Raw genomic sequence first — 12899 nt, 5'->3', positions numbered from 1 at the left:
AGGCCGCTCGCATCAGCGGGATGGCGAGGAGAACGACAAGAGGATTTATGGCAACCCAACGACGCAAGCGCACGCCCAAGAAGGCGGCGCCCAAACGCACCATCTGGCGCACCCTGTTCTGGCTGGGCTTCAAGCTCTCTCTGGTGGTGGCGGCCTTCATGGTGGTGTTTGGCATCTATCTCGACACCAAGGTGCGCGAGCGCTTCGACGGCGAGAAGTGGCAGTTGCCGGTGATGGTCTATAGCCGCCCGCTGGAGCTCTATCCCAGCCAGCGGCTCTCCCAGACCCAGATGCTGCGCGAGCTCAACATGCTGAGCTACAAGCAGGTGCGTCAGCCCCATACCCCGGGTGAGTACGCGGTGAGCGGCAATCGCATCGAGCTGGTGCGCCGGCCGTTCGAGTTCCACGACGGTGCCGACGGTGCCCGTGGCCTGCGCCTCACCTTCAACGGGGCGCGCCTCGAGGGGATCCAGTCCCTGGAGAACCAGCGCCAGCTGGGCTATGCCCAGATGGACCCGGTGCTGCTCGATCGCCTCAACACCGAGGATCGGGAAGACCGCCTGCTGGTGCGCCTTTCCGAGGTGCCGGACAGCCTGCTGGTGACGCTGCTCACCACGGAAGACAGGGACTTCTACCAGCACGGCGGCGTTTCGCCGGTGGCCATCATGCGCGCCATGGCAGCCAACCTGCTGGCGGGGCGCACCGTGCAGGGGGGCAGTACGCTCACCCAGCAGCTCGCCAAGAACTTCTTCCTGACCCGTGAGCGCAGCCTGTGGCGCAAACTGCAGGAAGCCTACATGGCGGTGCTCATCGACTACCGCTACAGCAAGGACGAGATCCTGGAGGCCTACCTCAACGAGGTCTATCTGGGGCAGAACTTCTCCCAGGGGGTCTACGGCTTCGGGCTCGCCTCCTACTTCTACTTCGGTATTCCGGTCAACGAGCTGGACATCGATCAGGTGGCCCTGCTGGTGGGCATGGTGAAGGGCCCTTCCTATTACGATCCCTGGCGCTTCCCGGACCGGGCCAAGGCGCGCCGGGATCTGGTGCTGAAACTGCTGGCGGATCACGGCAGCCTGACCCAGGCCGAGTATGACCTGGCCAGCAAGCAGCCCCTTGGCATCATCGCCCGCGGCCAGATGAGCTATGGCCGTACCCCGGCCTTCATGGGGCTGCTCAAGCGGGAGATCCAGAACCGCTTCGGCCCGGATCTGCTCAAGCAGTCCGGCCTCAAGATCTTCACCAGTCTGGATCCCATCGCCCAGCACGCCGCCGAGCAGGCGGTGGAGTCGGGTCTGGCCACCATCGAGAAGCAGCGTGGCAAGAAGAAGCTGGAGGCGGCCATGGTGGTCTCCGACTGGCACAAGGGCGAGGTGGTCGCCATGGTGGGGGGACGGGATCCCCGCTACGCCGGCTTCAACCGGGCGCTGGATGCCCGCCGTCAGATTGGCTCCCTGGTCAAACCGGCGGTCTACCTGACCGGCCTCTCCAACGGCCTGACCCTTGGCACGCCGCTTAAAGATCAGCCGATCCGGATTCGCGGCCAGGATGGCCAGATCTGGACGCCGCAGAACTACGACCGCAAGTTCCGCCAGAGCGTGCCCCTGATGGAGGCGCTCGCCAGCTCCCTCAACGTGCCGACCGTCAACCTCGGGATGCAGATAGGCCTGGACAAGGTGGTGGACACCCTGCACAAGCTGGGGGTGCAGCAGGAGATCCAGCCCTATCCGTCCCTGGTGCTGGGGGCGGTGGCGCTCTCGCCCATGGAGGTGAACCAGATGTACCTGCCCATTGCCAACCAGGGGTTGACCCAGCCCCTGTCGGCCATCCGGGCCGTGGTGAATGGCGAGGGGCGCCAGCTCTACCAGCATGACGAAGCGGCCAAGCGAGTGACGGATCCCCAGGCAAGCTGGCTGACCCTGTTCGCCATGACCAAGACGGTGAGCCAGGGGACGGCCCGGGCGCTCGGTGCCAAGTTCCCCGGGGCCACCATGGCCGCCAAGACCGGTACCACCAACGAGCTGCGTGACTCCTGGTTTGCCGGGATGGACAACAACGAGCTGGTGAGCGTCTGGGTCGGCCGTGACGACAACACCCCGGCCGGCTTGACCGGTGCCAGTGGCGCCTTGCAGCTGTTCAGCGGCTACATGAGCCAGCGAGGGGTCAACAGCCTGGGGCTGAAGATGCCCGAAGGGGTGAGCTGGGCCAACTTCTCCCGCTCGAGCGGTGCCCGGGTGGCCAGTGATTGTCCCGGCAGTCTCCAGGTGCCGGCCAAGCTGGCCGGTCTGGCCGAGCCCATGAGCTGTGCCAGCCCGGTCTCGGACCCGGCGAATGCCCTGGACAACTGGTTCAACGGTTTCTTCAACTGACGAAGACGGGCAGCGCAGGCTGCCCGTTTTGCAAGGATTGCCATGACCCATTCCCTGTTTGAGGCCATCCATCACGTGGCCATCATCGCCAGCGACTATCCGCGCTCGCGCCACTTCTATCACCAGGTGCTGGGGTTGCCCATCATTGCCGAGACCCTGCGGGCCGAGCGTCAGTCGTGGAAGCTGGATCTGGCGCTGCCGGACGGCAGCCAGCTGGAGCTGTTCAGCTTCCCGGCGCCGCCACCGCGCCCCTCCCGGCCGGAGGCGTGCGGGTTGCGCCACCTGGCGTTTCGGGTGGCGGATCTCGACCGGGTCATCGCCCACCTGGAGCAGCACGGGGTGGAAGTGGAGCCGGTGCGGGTGGACGAGCTGACCGGCAAGCGCTTTACCTTCTTCACCGACCCCGACGGCCTGCCGCTGGAGCTGTACGAGGCAGCGCGTTAGGCTGCCTGCTGCAATCTGGGTGATCGGTTTGACCATGAAAAGGCCGCCCTGGGAACAGGGCGGCTTTTTTCATGGGGTTGGAGAGGGGATCATGCTGTGGTCAGCAGGGCGACCGCCACCGCCATCACCATCATGCCGAGCCAGCCGACGGGTCTGAGGCGCTCGCCGAACAGCAGCAGGCCCCCGAGGGCGGTGCCCAGGATGCCGATGGCACCCCAGGTGGCATAGGCCACGGCCAGGTCGATCTTGCCGGTACTGACCGCCTCGCTGAGCAGAGTGAAGGCACAGAGCACCAGCAGAATGCCGAGGACGCCCCACCCCTTGTCGCGAAAACCGACGGAGCGGTTGATCGCCATGTTGGCGCCGATATCCAGCAGGGCGGCGCCCAGTACGATGATCAACGGGTGCATGGGGCTTCCCTCCTCTGGCGGGTGGGGGCTGGTACATCGTGGGTCTCGCCCAGGGTCACCATGACAATCCCCACTATGGCCAGCGCCAGTCCGATCCACTCCTGGATGCTCAGCTCGTAGCCGAGGAACAGGACGGAGACGGCGGTGATGAGGGCGATCCCCAGCCCTTCCCACAGCGCAAACGCGATACCAATGGAGATTGTCCTGGCGGCCTTGGCGAGCAGCAGGTAGGAGAGGGTGATGAGGAGCCACATCGGCAGATAGTGGATCCAGCCGCTCTCGTTCTTTGGGATCAGGGCCATGGAGGAGGTGCCGGCGACCTCGGTCAGGATGGCCCCCGTCAGGAAGAGGCGGGCCAAAAGCAGGGGACGGGATGACATGCAGTTTCCTTCTGTTGCTGCGACGATGAGAGGATAACGGCACCCGAAACGGGCAAGGTTATCGCTGAGCGTCGAGAAAGCTGTCGCTGCTTGTTTGCCTTGGGGGCGGGGCAGGGGATAAGGTGGTGATGGAATAATCTGCCGCCAGTTTGAAGTCATGAAGCTAAATCAGATACAACTCTTTGTAGAAACAGCAGACAGTGGTTCGATAGCCAATGCCGCCAGACGACTTGGCAAGAGTCGCAGCGCCGTGAGCTCGGCGATTGCTACCCTGGAAGTGGAGCTTGGCGTCGAACTTTTCGAACGAGGGGCGAATCAGAGCCGGCTGACCGAAATCGGCGAGCAAGTGCTGGACGACTGTCGGCGGCTGTTGCAGGCCGCCAACAGCCTGAAGCTCAAGTGCGAGCACCATGCCTCCGGTGCCGAGGTGGCGCTGCGGGTAGCCCGGGACGACGCCATTCCCGAGGTGGTATGGCGCGAGATGCTGGGGGCGCTGCGTCGCCAGTTTCCGGGCACCAGCATCTCCCTGGTGCTGGCCTCACCGCCGGAGCTGCCGGCCCTGGTGGAAGAGGGGTTCGTGGATGCCGCCTTCGGCCTCATCACCGAGGAACAGGAGCGCAGCGGTCTTTGCATCGACGTGCTCAACCCGATCCGCACCCTGATGGTGGTCGCGCCAAGCCACCCGCTGGCTGGGCTGAAGCGGGTGTTGCAGCAGGATCTGACCGATCACACCCAGGTCACTCTCTCCTATGTGGACGCGTTTTCGGTCAAGAGCCTGCTGCCCATCGGAGGGCAGCATATCGGGTTGTCGAGTTTCGAACTGATGCGGGATGCGGTGCTGGATGGTCTGGGCTGGGCGGTGCTGCCTTCACCCCTTATCCAGAGCCAGCTGCGCCAGGGGGAGCTGCTGACCCTGAAGCACAAGTTCAGTCTGCAGTGGCGCGATTACGGAGTCTATCTGTCGGAGAACGCCCATCACGGCAAGGTGCTGGCCTGGCTGAAGAAGGCCATAGAAGCCTATCTCGAACCCTTCGAGTAGCCGCCAACCGGGGCGGGCACCCCGGTTGGCAGTCAGAGGGGATCAGCGCAGGCCGTGACGGGGGACGCGCTGGCGGGAGCGAAATGGCAGCAGCAGGAGGCCGAGCAGCAGATCCCCTGCCAGGGAGGCCAGCAGACCCGCCGCCACGCCGCAGAAAATGGCGGCCTGTTTGAGGGGGACCACATAGCCGTAGTTGTGCAGGGTATCCTGCCAGAGGGCGGGATCGGCGCGCAGCAACAGGTGGGAGAGCTGCTGGTACCAGGGACTCTCCCGCACGGCGATCTCCCCCTGAAGGTGCTGCTGCTGGTTCACCAGTTGCTGGAGGCTGGTGGCATCCTGGGTGAAGACGGGATCCTGGCTGGCACCGTAATGGGCGACCAGCGCCTGCAGATCGCCATTGAAGTGCTTGTCCGCCGTGCGCTGGAAGGGGGCCAGCGCCAGACCGGCTTGCTGCAGCCGGGCATCCAGCCGCTGGAAGTAGAGATCGACCAGCCCGGGGATCTGTACACCTGCCAGCAAACCGAGGGCAAACAACATCATGCGAAGGTAGCTGCGCATCATCATCATCCTGAACGAAGGGAGCACCCATACTAGCCGCAACCGGTGGGTGAGCCAAGGAGGGGGCGCGCTTGCCTACCCGGTCGGCGGCGCCAAAAGAAGAGCCGATGGAATACCTTTGTTACACGAATTCTTACACTTTTGTGATGCAAGTCATCTTGCGGCTGGCCTAGAATGAGCGTTTTTCGAAGGACACGTCGGCATGAGCAAGTTCATTCCTTTCTATCTGGCCGGGGGCCTCATTGCCTTCAGTTGGGGCGCCCTGCCTGAGCACGGCCCCTGGGATGGGTGGGATCTCGCCCTCTTCCAGCTGGTCAATGGCTGGATTGGCCACTCCCCCCGTTGGGCCGATCTGGTGGCCATCACCAACAACCGCCTGTTCGATCTGGCCGCGCTGGCCTGCATGGGCGGGATCCTCGCCAGTTGCTTCTTCCGTGCCGACGGGCAGGAGCGCCGTCGTCTGGTGGCCATGGGGGTCGTGATGCTGCTGGGGGCCCTGGTGATCAATCAGCTCGGGCATCTGTTGCCGGTCAGCCGTCCCAGCCCCACCTTGATGGTGGACGGGGCTCTGCGCCTGACCGAGATCAGTGCGATTCCCACCAAGGACTCCGCCGGTGACAGCTTCCCCGGTGATCACGCCCTCTTCCTGATGATCTTCGCCGGTTTTGCCCTGCGCTATCTGCCGCGCTGGGCCGGGGTGATTGCGGTGGTGATGGTGCCCCTGTTTTCTGCGCCCCGCATCCTGGCGGGTGCGCACTGGATGACGGACGTCTATGTGGGCGCTCTTTGCCTCTCCCTGATCTGCCTGCCGCTGCTGTTGCTCACTCCCGTGTCGGATCGCCTGATCGACCGCCTGGCTCCCCGGCTGCCACGCTGGATTGCCTGACGGAGAATGAAAAAAGAAGGCGGGTCACCCCGCCTTCTTTCGTTTACGCCTCACCGGTGCTGTGGTCGTCGCGAAATGACCAGGACTACGCCCGATGAGCCCGGGCTGTCGCCCTCCCAACCAGTATGGATAGCCCCATTCGGGTTCTGCCAGCCAAAATAGTCGCGGCCAAACGTTTGCACCCGTCGTCTCATGATCCTGGCCAGGATTTTTTCCCTCCGCTGCCTTAGAATCGCCGCCCGTTGTTGGGGGTCTCCCCATGCTTGTCACTTTTCTGCGTCTCTTGTTTATCGGTTGTGCCCTGGTCTTTCTCGTTATGCTGGTCCGAGCCTGGTGGCACAAACGGCGTCATGGCCAGCTCGAAGCTACCCCTTTCTGGCCGGTGGCGGCCATCGGTTTTGTGGCCAATTTTCTCGATACTCTGGGGGTGGGGAGTTTTGCGGTGAAGACCGCCTGCTACAAGCAGTTCAGGCTGATCGATGATCGGCTGCTGCCCGGTACCCTCAACGGCCAGTGCGTGCTGCCGACCGTGACCCAGGCTCTCATCTTCATCGGCGTGGTCAACGTGGATCCCGTCACCCTCATCAGCATGATGGCGGCTGCGGCGGCCGGTGCGGCCTGGGGCGCCCGTTACGTGGCCTCCTTTGATCGCCAGACCATCCGGCTGGTCATGGCGGTCTCCCTGCTGGTGGTTGCCAGTCTCATCTTTGCCGGTCTGCTCGGGCTCTTCCCCCTCGGTGGCGAGGCCATGGGGCTGAGCGGTTACAAGCTGGGGATCGCCCTTGCCGGCAACTTCCTGTTCGGAGCCCTGATGAACGTCGGTATCGGCCTGTTCGCCCCCTGCATGACCCTGGTCTATCTGCTCGGCATGAACCCGCTGGTGGCCTTCCCCATCATGATGGGATCCACCGCCGTGCTCAGCGTCTTCTCGGCGGGGACCTTCATCCGCAAGGGGGCTTTCGATGCGCGGGCCGTGCTGGCGGTGGCCATCTTCGGCCCCATCGGCGTGGTGCTGGCGGCCATGCTGGTCAAATCCATGGAGATGGAGATGCTCAAATGGCTGGTGGCCTTCATCGTCATCTATACCTCCTGGACCATGTACGCCTCCTGGCGGGCGGCGCGGCGACAGCCAGCGCCCGCGCTGGCAGAGGCGACGAGCTAGCTGGCGTCGGCGAGGCCCGCCTGAACGGGCACCCCGCGTTGGTATGTCATCCCGCTCGCCCGGTCCTGGCGCGTCTTCTGATGCCTCTGGCAGCCCCCTCCGAGTGGGCAGTCTGCTGGCTGGAGGCGACCAGTGCGGCTTCCGCCCTGGCACCGAGAAACACATAGAGCCCCAGCGCCAGCAGCAACCCCACGGCGCACCCCATCACCCCCACCGCAGGCCAGAGCAGTTCGCTCTGGCCGAGGGATCCCTTGAACAGCAGCAGCAACCCCTCGATGGAGACCGCGATCAGGATGGCGGCGATAAAGCGGGTAATGGTGCGCCGGATGGCGCTGTGGCGGAAGATGTCCTTATGCAGCAGCACCTCCTCTTCTAGGATGGTCTTGCCGAGATCGAACACCGCCAGGGCGAGCGTGAGGAAGATGATGGCGCTGAAGGCCCCCAGCCGGTTCTGCTGGGTGCCGCACAGGAGCAGATAGAGCTGCTCCAGCCCGTGCCAGATGAGGGTGCCGACGATGAGAAACAGGGCCAGACTCAGGACGACGTAGACGGCCCTGAACCAGGGAATGGCGCGCCGCCGCTCCCTGTCCCCCATCAGCCAGGCGATCAGCTGGTGCAGGTTGATCTCCAGCTCCCGGCCATGGCCCTGCACCAGCAGGCGCAGCTGCCCCTGGGCCGCCGGAACGGGCGCCAGTATGGCTGGCCTGATCTGGGGGGCCAGGCTCTTTACCTCCTCGACGAAGGCATAGGTCTTGAGAGACGCCTCGGGGAGGGTGAGCAGCCCCAGCAGCAGGGGGGCCAGCTCGGTTTCGTACTCCTGATAGCGCCGCAGCACATCGATGGGGCTCATCTCTGCCATATACACCTCGGTCCAATGTGCTCCTGAGCAGGGGCCTGCAAATTGTGGGCCCGATTTATGACAGCCCGTGTACGGCGCGGCGCACCAGCAGGTGGCAAGGCTCCGGTGAGGGACTTAAAGATGCACCACTACGGTGCCTCGTCGGGGCGAGCAAACAAAAAAGGGCCCCATCGGGGCCCTCTGCACATCTTGCGGCTTGTCAGCCAGCCAGCTTGGCGAAGCTGCGCTCGGCGGCCGCCAGGGTGTGTTCGATCTCCTTGTCGCCGTGGGCAAGCGACAGGAAGCCCGCCTCGTAGGCGCTCGGTGCCAGATAGACACCCTCCTCCAGCATCAGATGATAGAAGCGCTTGAAGCGTTCCATGTCGCAGCGGGTCACCTGCTCGTAGCGGGTGATCTCGGGCTCGTCGGTGAAGAAGAAGCCGAACATGCCGCCCACGTAGTTGATGGCAAGCGGGATGCCGTGCCTGGCGGCGGCGGCTTTGAGCCCTTCGGCGACACGGGCGGTCTTGGCGCTCAGCTGCTCATAGAGGCCCGGCTCCAGCAGCAGATCCAGCATGGTGAGGCCGGCGGCCATGGCCACCGGGTTGCCGGAGAGGGTACCAGCCTGATAGACGGGGCCGGTCGGGGCGATGTGCTGCATCACCTTCTTCTTGCCGCCGAAGGCGCCTACCGGCATGCCGGCACCGATGATCTTGCCGAGGGTGGTGAGATCCGGGTCGATGTTGTAGTGGCCCTGGGCACCACGCAGGGAGACGCGAAAACCCGTCATCACCTCATCCAGGATCAGCAGGGCGCCGAACTCGTCACAAATGGCGCGCAGCCCTTCCAGGAAGTCGGGCACCGGCGGGATGCAGTTCATGTTGCCGGCCACCGGCTCGACGATGATGCAGGCGATCTCGCTGCCGTACTGGGTGAAGGCTTCGCGCACCGAGTCCAGATCGTTAAAGACACAGGTGAGCGTGTGTTTGGCGAAATCGGCCGGTACGCCCGGGCTGTTGGGCTGACCCAGGGTGAGGGCGCCGGAACCGGCCTTGACCAGCAGGGAGTCGGCGTGGCCGTGGTAGCAGCCTTCAAACTTGACGATCTTGTCGCGACCGGTGTAGCCGCGGGCCAGCCGGATGGCGCTCATGGTCGCCTCGGTGCCGGAGTTGACCATCCGCACCTGCTCCATGGAGGGGACGATCTGGCGCACTTTTTCGGCCATCAGCACTTCGATCTCGGTCGGGGCACCGTAGCTCAGTCCCTTCTCCACCGCCTTGATGACCGCGGCCTTGATGGCCGGGTGGTTGTGACCGAGCAGCATGGGGCCCCAGGAACCGATGTAATCCACATAGGCCTGACCATCCACGTCATAGAGGTAGGCGCCATCGGCGTGATCGATGAAGCGGGGTGTGCCGCCGACCCCGTTGAAGGCGCGGACCGGTGAGTTGACGCCACCGGGAATGGTCTGGCGGGCCTGTTCAAACAGCTGATCTGATTTTGACATGGATCATCCTTAATGGGATTTTGGTCGTTACCCGGGCGCAGGCTGCCGATTGCGGCTCGGCAGGGGATGGCGGGAGGAGTATGCTTTGCGCTCTCGCCCCGGACTCTCGCCCGTGATACATGAAACGGGCCGACTATAGCAGAAAGGCCCAGAGCTGGGCAGCCGAGGCCGAGGTGTGTCTGGTCCTCGTTAGATGAGCGTGATTATCCATGGAGCAACAAGCCATTCCTTCCGCCGACGCGGCCTCGCTGCGTCGTCCTCCAGTCTTGCAGCGCCTGATACGGCGGGACAAGATGCCGCTGCTGGTGCTCCTGTTGGCGGCCCTAGTCGGCCTGCTGGCAGGCCTGGTGTGCGGATTGTTCGAGTCTTGCGTTCACTGGCTGGCCCAGCAGCGTGTCGACTTGCTGGCCGATCGCCCCTGGTGGCAGCTTGGCCTGCTCGGCTTTGGTTTCAGCGCCCTGCTGGGGTTGGTCGGCTATTTCCTCACTCATGCCTTTGCCCCCGAGGCGGGGGGATCCGGTATCCCGGAAATTGAAGGGGCCATGGACGACCTGCGCCCGGTACGCTGGTGGCGGGTGTTGCCGGTGAAGTTTTTTGGCGGGGTCTGTACCCTGAGTTCCGGCATGGTGCTGGGGCGGGAGGGGCCCTCGGTGCAGATAGGGGGCAACCTCGGCAAGATGGTGGCGGATATCTTCCGGTTGCCCAAGGAGCATGGCCACGCCCTGCTGGCTGCCGGTGCGGCGGGTGGTCTCGCTGCGGCCTTCAATGCCCCGCTGGCAGGGATACTGTTTGTCATGGAAGAGATGCGACCGCAATTTCGCTACTCCTTCCTCGCCATCAAGGCGGTCGGGATTTCGGCCGTCATGGCGACCCTGATGCTGCAGAACATGAAAGGGCAATCCCCCGTCATCATGCTGCCTCACTACGACGCTCCGGCCTTGAAGGCGCTCTGGCTGTTTCTCTTCATGGGGGGCTGCTTTGGTGTGCTGGGGTTCGTCTTCAACAAGCTGGTGCTCGCCTGTCAGGATGGTTACCTGGCATTGCATCAGAACAAGCGCCACCGCTTCGTCATCATCGGCATGGGGGTGGCTGGAACCTTTGGCATGCTGTCGCTGTTCGCCCCTTCGGTCACTGGAGGGGGAATCGAGCTCATCCCGCATTTGACGGGGGGAGACTATGCGATGGCGACGCTCTTCATCATCTTCTCGGTGCGACTGGTGGGTACCCTCATCTGCTTTTGCTCGGGGGCCCCTGGTGGTGTCTTTGCGCCGACCCTGGCGCTGGGCACCCTGTTCGGGGTGATCTTTGGTCACCTGTTCCACTCTGCATTTCCCGATCTCGGCATCGAACCGGGCGCCTTTGCCATCGCCGGCATGGGGGCGCTTTTCGCCGCCACCGTGCGTGCCCCCATTACCGGCATCGTGCTGGTGACAGAGATGACAGACAACTATCAGCTGATCCTGCCCATGATGATCACCACCATAGGGGCAACCCTGGTGGCGCAATGGTTGGGGGGGCGTCCCATCTATTCCCAGATCCTGGAGCGAACTTTACGGCTTGCTGCGCGTCAAAACCGGGGTGAAAGCAGCATCGCGACCGGTTAACTCTTTGTTTATCCGTATCAATCCGGCATGGTCGCGTATAGTGAAAAGAAACCGGCCGTGTTGATGTCGGCATATAGAAGAGGCCTTATGTCCCAAATCGTGAAGTTATTGGTGGTGCTGGCTGTGGGGGCATGTATCGGTTATGTCGTCGGGAACAGACAGGAGCTGGCTCAGAGCAGCCTGATGACGGTGCAGCAAGAGACGTTGGAGCGTCAGAGCAAGGCCATTGCACAACTGAAGACGGATCTCGGCGTCAGGGAGACCCTGCTGGCGACCCAGAAGGCCGCCTTCGAGCAACTTCAGCAGACGCTCAAGGATCAGGAAGCCCAGGTACAGGAGCAGAAGCGTCAGCTCGCCTTCTTCGAACGCATCATGCGTCCCACCGGCGAACAGGTGGGGGTATCCATCGACAATCTAACATTGCAGGAGACGAGTGTGCCGGGTCGCTACCACTATCGTCTGGCGCTCACACAACCCGCCAAGAAGCGGGAGCTGTTTCGGGGGCAGGTGCAGATCCGGCTCGAAGGCAGTCTGGCTGACAAGCCCAGGATCCTCAGTGGCCGGGATCTTGGCATGAAGGTGGGGGAGGGACGCTACGCGTTGCGATATTTCCAGCTCTTGGAGGGCATTTGGCAGCTTCCCTCAGGCTTCATCCCGGACAGGGTGAGAATCCTCATCCCGAAGGAGGGACGGCAACCGGCCCAGGAGCTGGTTGCTGAGTGGAACGAGGTGCTCAAGCCTCTGGTCGCTCAACCAGCCCCCTTGCCGGCAGCGCAGTAAGAGAGTGGTGAATACTTGAACTAAATGGTCGGGTATTGGATAATTTCGCGGTTTCCATGTTTGTGGATGTAACGGTTGTGAGGTCAGCAATGAGTGCAGTAGCAGAAGCCCCCTTGCCCATCCAGATGACGGATGCGGCAGCCAACAAGGTAAAGACCTTGATCACCGAAGAAGAGAATCCCGAACTCAAGTTGCGGGTCTACATCACTGGGGGGGGCTGCTCCGGTTTCCAGTACGGTTTCACGTTTGACGAGAAAATCAATGATGGCGATACCGTGGTCGAGAAGAGCGGCGTCACCATGGTGATCGATCCCATGAGCCTGCAATACCTGGTCGGCGGCAGCGTGGATTACACCGAAGGCCTGGAAGGTTCCCGTTTCACCGTGACCAACCCCAACGCCACGACGACCTGCGGTTGCGGTTCAAGTTTCTCCATCTGATCTACAAGCAGCGTGATATGAAGGGCCCCGAAGGGCCCTTTTCATTTTTGTATGCCTGGCGTGGCTGGCATGTAGATCTTGATGTGGCGAAAACGGGTACCGATTGGTAGCGATAGTGAAGGTGTGCAGGCTCATTTAGATGAATCCTTGACGGCTTTTTAGTCTGATTGGTTGTTGATTAAACACCTGGACGTCTTTTTCAAATAAACACGTAGTTTTCGCTTGTCAGCGAGAATCATATCCCTATAATGCGCCTCCATCAGCACGGCGCAGTGCGCGTCTGGTCCACCTTGCAAAGCAAGCTGGTGAGGGTTATAGTTTTAAACCCTGCTCTTTAACAATTTGAATCAAGCAATCTGTGTGGGCACTCACAGCATCGAGCATCAAAAACAATTTTTGATATCAATGTCTGATGAAGTGACCAAAGCAACGAAAGTTGCAGCAGTTAATTCAGCAATTCATTGAGCCGCCAACTCCTTGGT

At 62.6% G+C, this 12899-nt stretch carries 13 protein-coding genes; 8 read left to right on the top strand and 5 right to left on the bottom strand.

Annotated features, from left to right (window positions below):
- The first annotated feature begins 47 nt into the window (after window positions 1–47).
- On the top strand, window positions 48–2369 hold the full coding sequence (mrcB, locus tag ACB037_RS11585) for a penicillin-binding protein 1B (protein WP_010675566.1): 2322 nt from the start codon (window positions 48–50) through the stop codon (window positions 2367–2369).
- Between the two features lie 42 nt (window positions 2370–2411).
- Window positions 2412–2813, top strand: a complete 402-nt coding sequence (locus ACB037_RS11580) for a VOC family protein (RefSeq protein WP_371175350.1) — start codon at window positions 2412–2414, stop codon at window positions 2811–2813.
- Window positions 2814–2902: 89 nt separating this feature from the next.
- Here the strand turns inward: ACB037_RS11580 and ACB037_RS11575 are convergent, their stop codons facing one another.
- Both ACB037_RS11575 and ACB037_RS11570 read right to left on the bottom strand, forming a co-directional pair.
- The gene (locus tag ACB037_RS11575; RefSeq protein ID WP_010675564.1) at window positions 2903–3223 is read right to left on the bottom strand and encodes an SMR family transporter; all 321 of its coding nucleotides are present in this window, start codon (window positions 3221–3223) and stop codon (window positions 2903–2905) included.
- Window positions 3211–3603 (bottom strand): multidrug efflux SMR transporter, encoded by a 393-nt coding sequence (locus ACB037_RS11570; RefSeq protein WP_151028687.1) that lies wholly within the window; start codon window positions 3601–3603, stop codon window positions 3211–3213. Before ACB037_RS11570 ends, ACB037_RS11575 begins: the two co-directional genes overlap by 13 nt.
- Window positions 3604–3760: 157 nt before the next feature.
- On the opposite strand from ACB037_RS11570, the gene ACB037_RS11565 reads away from it, so the two are divergent.
- Complete coding sequence (locus tag ACB037_RS11565; protein WP_039040858.1) at window positions 3761–4642, top strand: LysR family transcriptional regulator; 882 nt, start codon at window positions 3761–3763, stop codon at window positions 4640–4642.
- A 42-nt stretch (window positions 4643–4684) separates the two neighbouring features.
- Here the strand turns inward: ACB037_RS11565 and ACB037_RS11560 are convergent, their stop codons facing one another.
- The gene (locus ACB037_RS11560; protein ID WP_151028688.1) at window positions 4685–5200 is read right to left on the bottom strand and encodes a DUF2937 family protein; all 516 of its coding nucleotides are present in this window, start codon (window positions 5198–5200) and stop codon (window positions 4685–4687) included.
- A 202-nt stretch (window positions 5201–5402) separates the two neighbouring features.
- On the opposite strand from ACB037_RS11560, the gene ACB037_RS11555 reads away from it, so the two are divergent.
- Window positions 5403–6086 carry a phosphatase PAP2 family protein gene (locus ACB037_RS11555; RefSeq protein WP_045521918.1) on the top strand — a complete coding sequence of 228 codons (684 nt, stop codon included), beginning with the start codon at window positions 5403–5405 and terminating at the stop codon, window positions 6084–6086.
- Between the two features lie 259 nt (window positions 6087–6345).
- Entirely contained in the window at window positions 6346–7248 is a 903-nt protein-coding gene (locus tag ACB037_RS11550) for a TSUP family transporter (RefSeq protein WP_371175349.1), read from the top strand.
- A gap of 46 nt (window positions 7249–7294) precedes the next feature.
- Here the strand turns inward: ACB037_RS11550 and ACB037_RS11545 are convergent, their stop codons facing one another.
- Both ACB037_RS11545 and hemL read right to left on the bottom strand, forming a co-directional pair.
- A complete protein-coding gene (locus tag ACB037_RS11545) occupies window positions 7295–8107 on the bottom strand; it encodes a hypothetical protein (protein ID WP_042016292.1) in 813 nt (270 codons plus the stop codon).
- A 199-nt stretch (window positions 8108–8306) separates the two neighbouring features.
- Window positions 8307–9593 (bottom strand): glutamate-1-semialdehyde 2,1-aminomutase, encoded by a 1287-nt coding sequence (gene hemL, locus ACB037_RS11540; protein ID WP_151028691.1) that lies wholly within the window; start codon window positions 9591–9593, stop codon window positions 8307–8309.
- A gap of 209 nt (window positions 9594–9802) precedes the next feature.
- Here hemL and clcA point away from each other — a divergent pair, with 209 nt between their 5' ends.
- The 3 genes from clcA to erpA all read left to right on the top strand — a co-directional run bounded on the left by clcA (window position 9803) and on the right by erpA (window position 12417).
- Window positions 9803–11197 (top strand): H(+)/Cl(-) exchange transporter ClcA, encoded by a 1395-nt coding sequence (gene clcA, locus ACB037_RS11535; protein WP_039040862.1) that lies wholly within the window; start codon window positions 9803–9805, stop codon window positions 11195–11197.
- Window positions 11198–11284: 87 nt separating this feature from the next.
- The gene (locus ACB037_RS11530) at window positions 11285–11977 is read left to right on the top strand and encodes a DUF6776 family protein (RefSeq protein WP_128343817.1); all 693 of its coding nucleotides are present in this window, start codon (window positions 11285–11287) and stop codon (window positions 11975–11977) included.
- 89 nt (window positions 11978–12066) lie between these two features.
- Complete coding sequence (gene erpA, locus ACB037_RS11525) at window positions 12067–12417, top strand: iron-sulfur cluster insertion protein ErpA (protein ID WP_010675554.1); 351 nt, start codon at window positions 12067–12069, stop codon at window positions 12415–12417.
- Window positions 12418–12899: the final 482 nt, after the last annotated feature.

Origin of the sequence: Aeromonas sp. S19(2024) (assembly GCF_041402625.1) — a bacterium.
GTDB lineage: Bacteria > Pseudomonadota > Gammaproteobacteria > Enterobacterales > Aeromonadaceae > Aeromonas > Aeromonas caviae.
This window is presented reverse-complemented; position numbering and strand designations above follow the sequence as displayed.

Bases quoted from the DNA above. Each gene is read 5' to 3' on its own strand.
- ACB037_RS11545 (WP_042016292.1), bottom strand. From the start codon at position 8,107: ATGGCAGAGATGAGCCCCATCGATGTGCTGCGGCGCTATCAGGAGTAC.
- ACB037_RS11530 (WP_128343817.1), top strand. From the start codon at position 11,285: ATGTCCCAAATCGTGAAGTTATTGGTGGTGCTGGCTGTGGGGGCATGT.
- mrcB (WP_010675566.1), top strand. From the start codon at position 48: ATGGCAACCCAACGACGCAAGCGCACGCCCAAGAAGGCGGCGCCCAAA.
- ACB037_RS11570 (WP_151028687.1), bottom strand. From the start codon at position 3,603: ATGTCATCCCGTCCCCTGCTTTTGGCCCGCCTCTTCCTGACGGGGGCC.
- clcA (WP_039040862.1), top strand. From the start codon at position 9,803: ATGGAGCAACAAGCCATTCCTTCCGCCGACGCGGCCTCGCTGCGTCGT.
- hemL (WP_151028691.1), bottom strand. From the start codon at position 9,593: ATGTCAAAATCAGATCAGCTGTTTGAACAGGCCCGCCAGACCATTCCC.
- ACB037_RS11550 (WP_371175349.1), top strand. From the start codon at position 6,346: ATGCTTGTCACTTTTCTGCGTCTCTTGTTTATCGGTTGTGCCCTGGTC.
- ACB037_RS11580 (WP_371175350.1), top strand. From the start codon at position 2,412: ATGACCCATTCCCTGTTTGAGGCCATCCATCACGTGGCCATCATCGCC.
- ACB037_RS11555 (WP_045521918.1), top strand. From the start codon at position 5,403: ATGAGCAAGTTCATTCCTTTCTATCTGGCCGGGGGCCTCATTGCCTTC.
- ACB037_RS11560 (WP_151028688.1), bottom strand. From the start codon at position 5,200: ATGCGCAGCTACCTTCGCATGATGTTGTTTGCCCTCGGTTTGCTGGCA.
- ACB037_RS11575 (WP_010675564.1), bottom strand. From the start codon at position 3,223: ATGCACCCGTTGATCATCGTACTGGGCGCCGCCCTGCTGGATATCGGC.
- ACB037_RS11565 (WP_039040858.1), top strand. From the start codon at position 3,761: ATGAAGCTAAATCAGATACAACTCTTTGTAGAAACAGCAGACAGTGGT.
- erpA (WP_010675554.1), top strand. From the start codon at position 12,067: ATGAGTGCAGTAGCAGAAGCCCCCTTGCCCATCCAGATGACGGATGCG.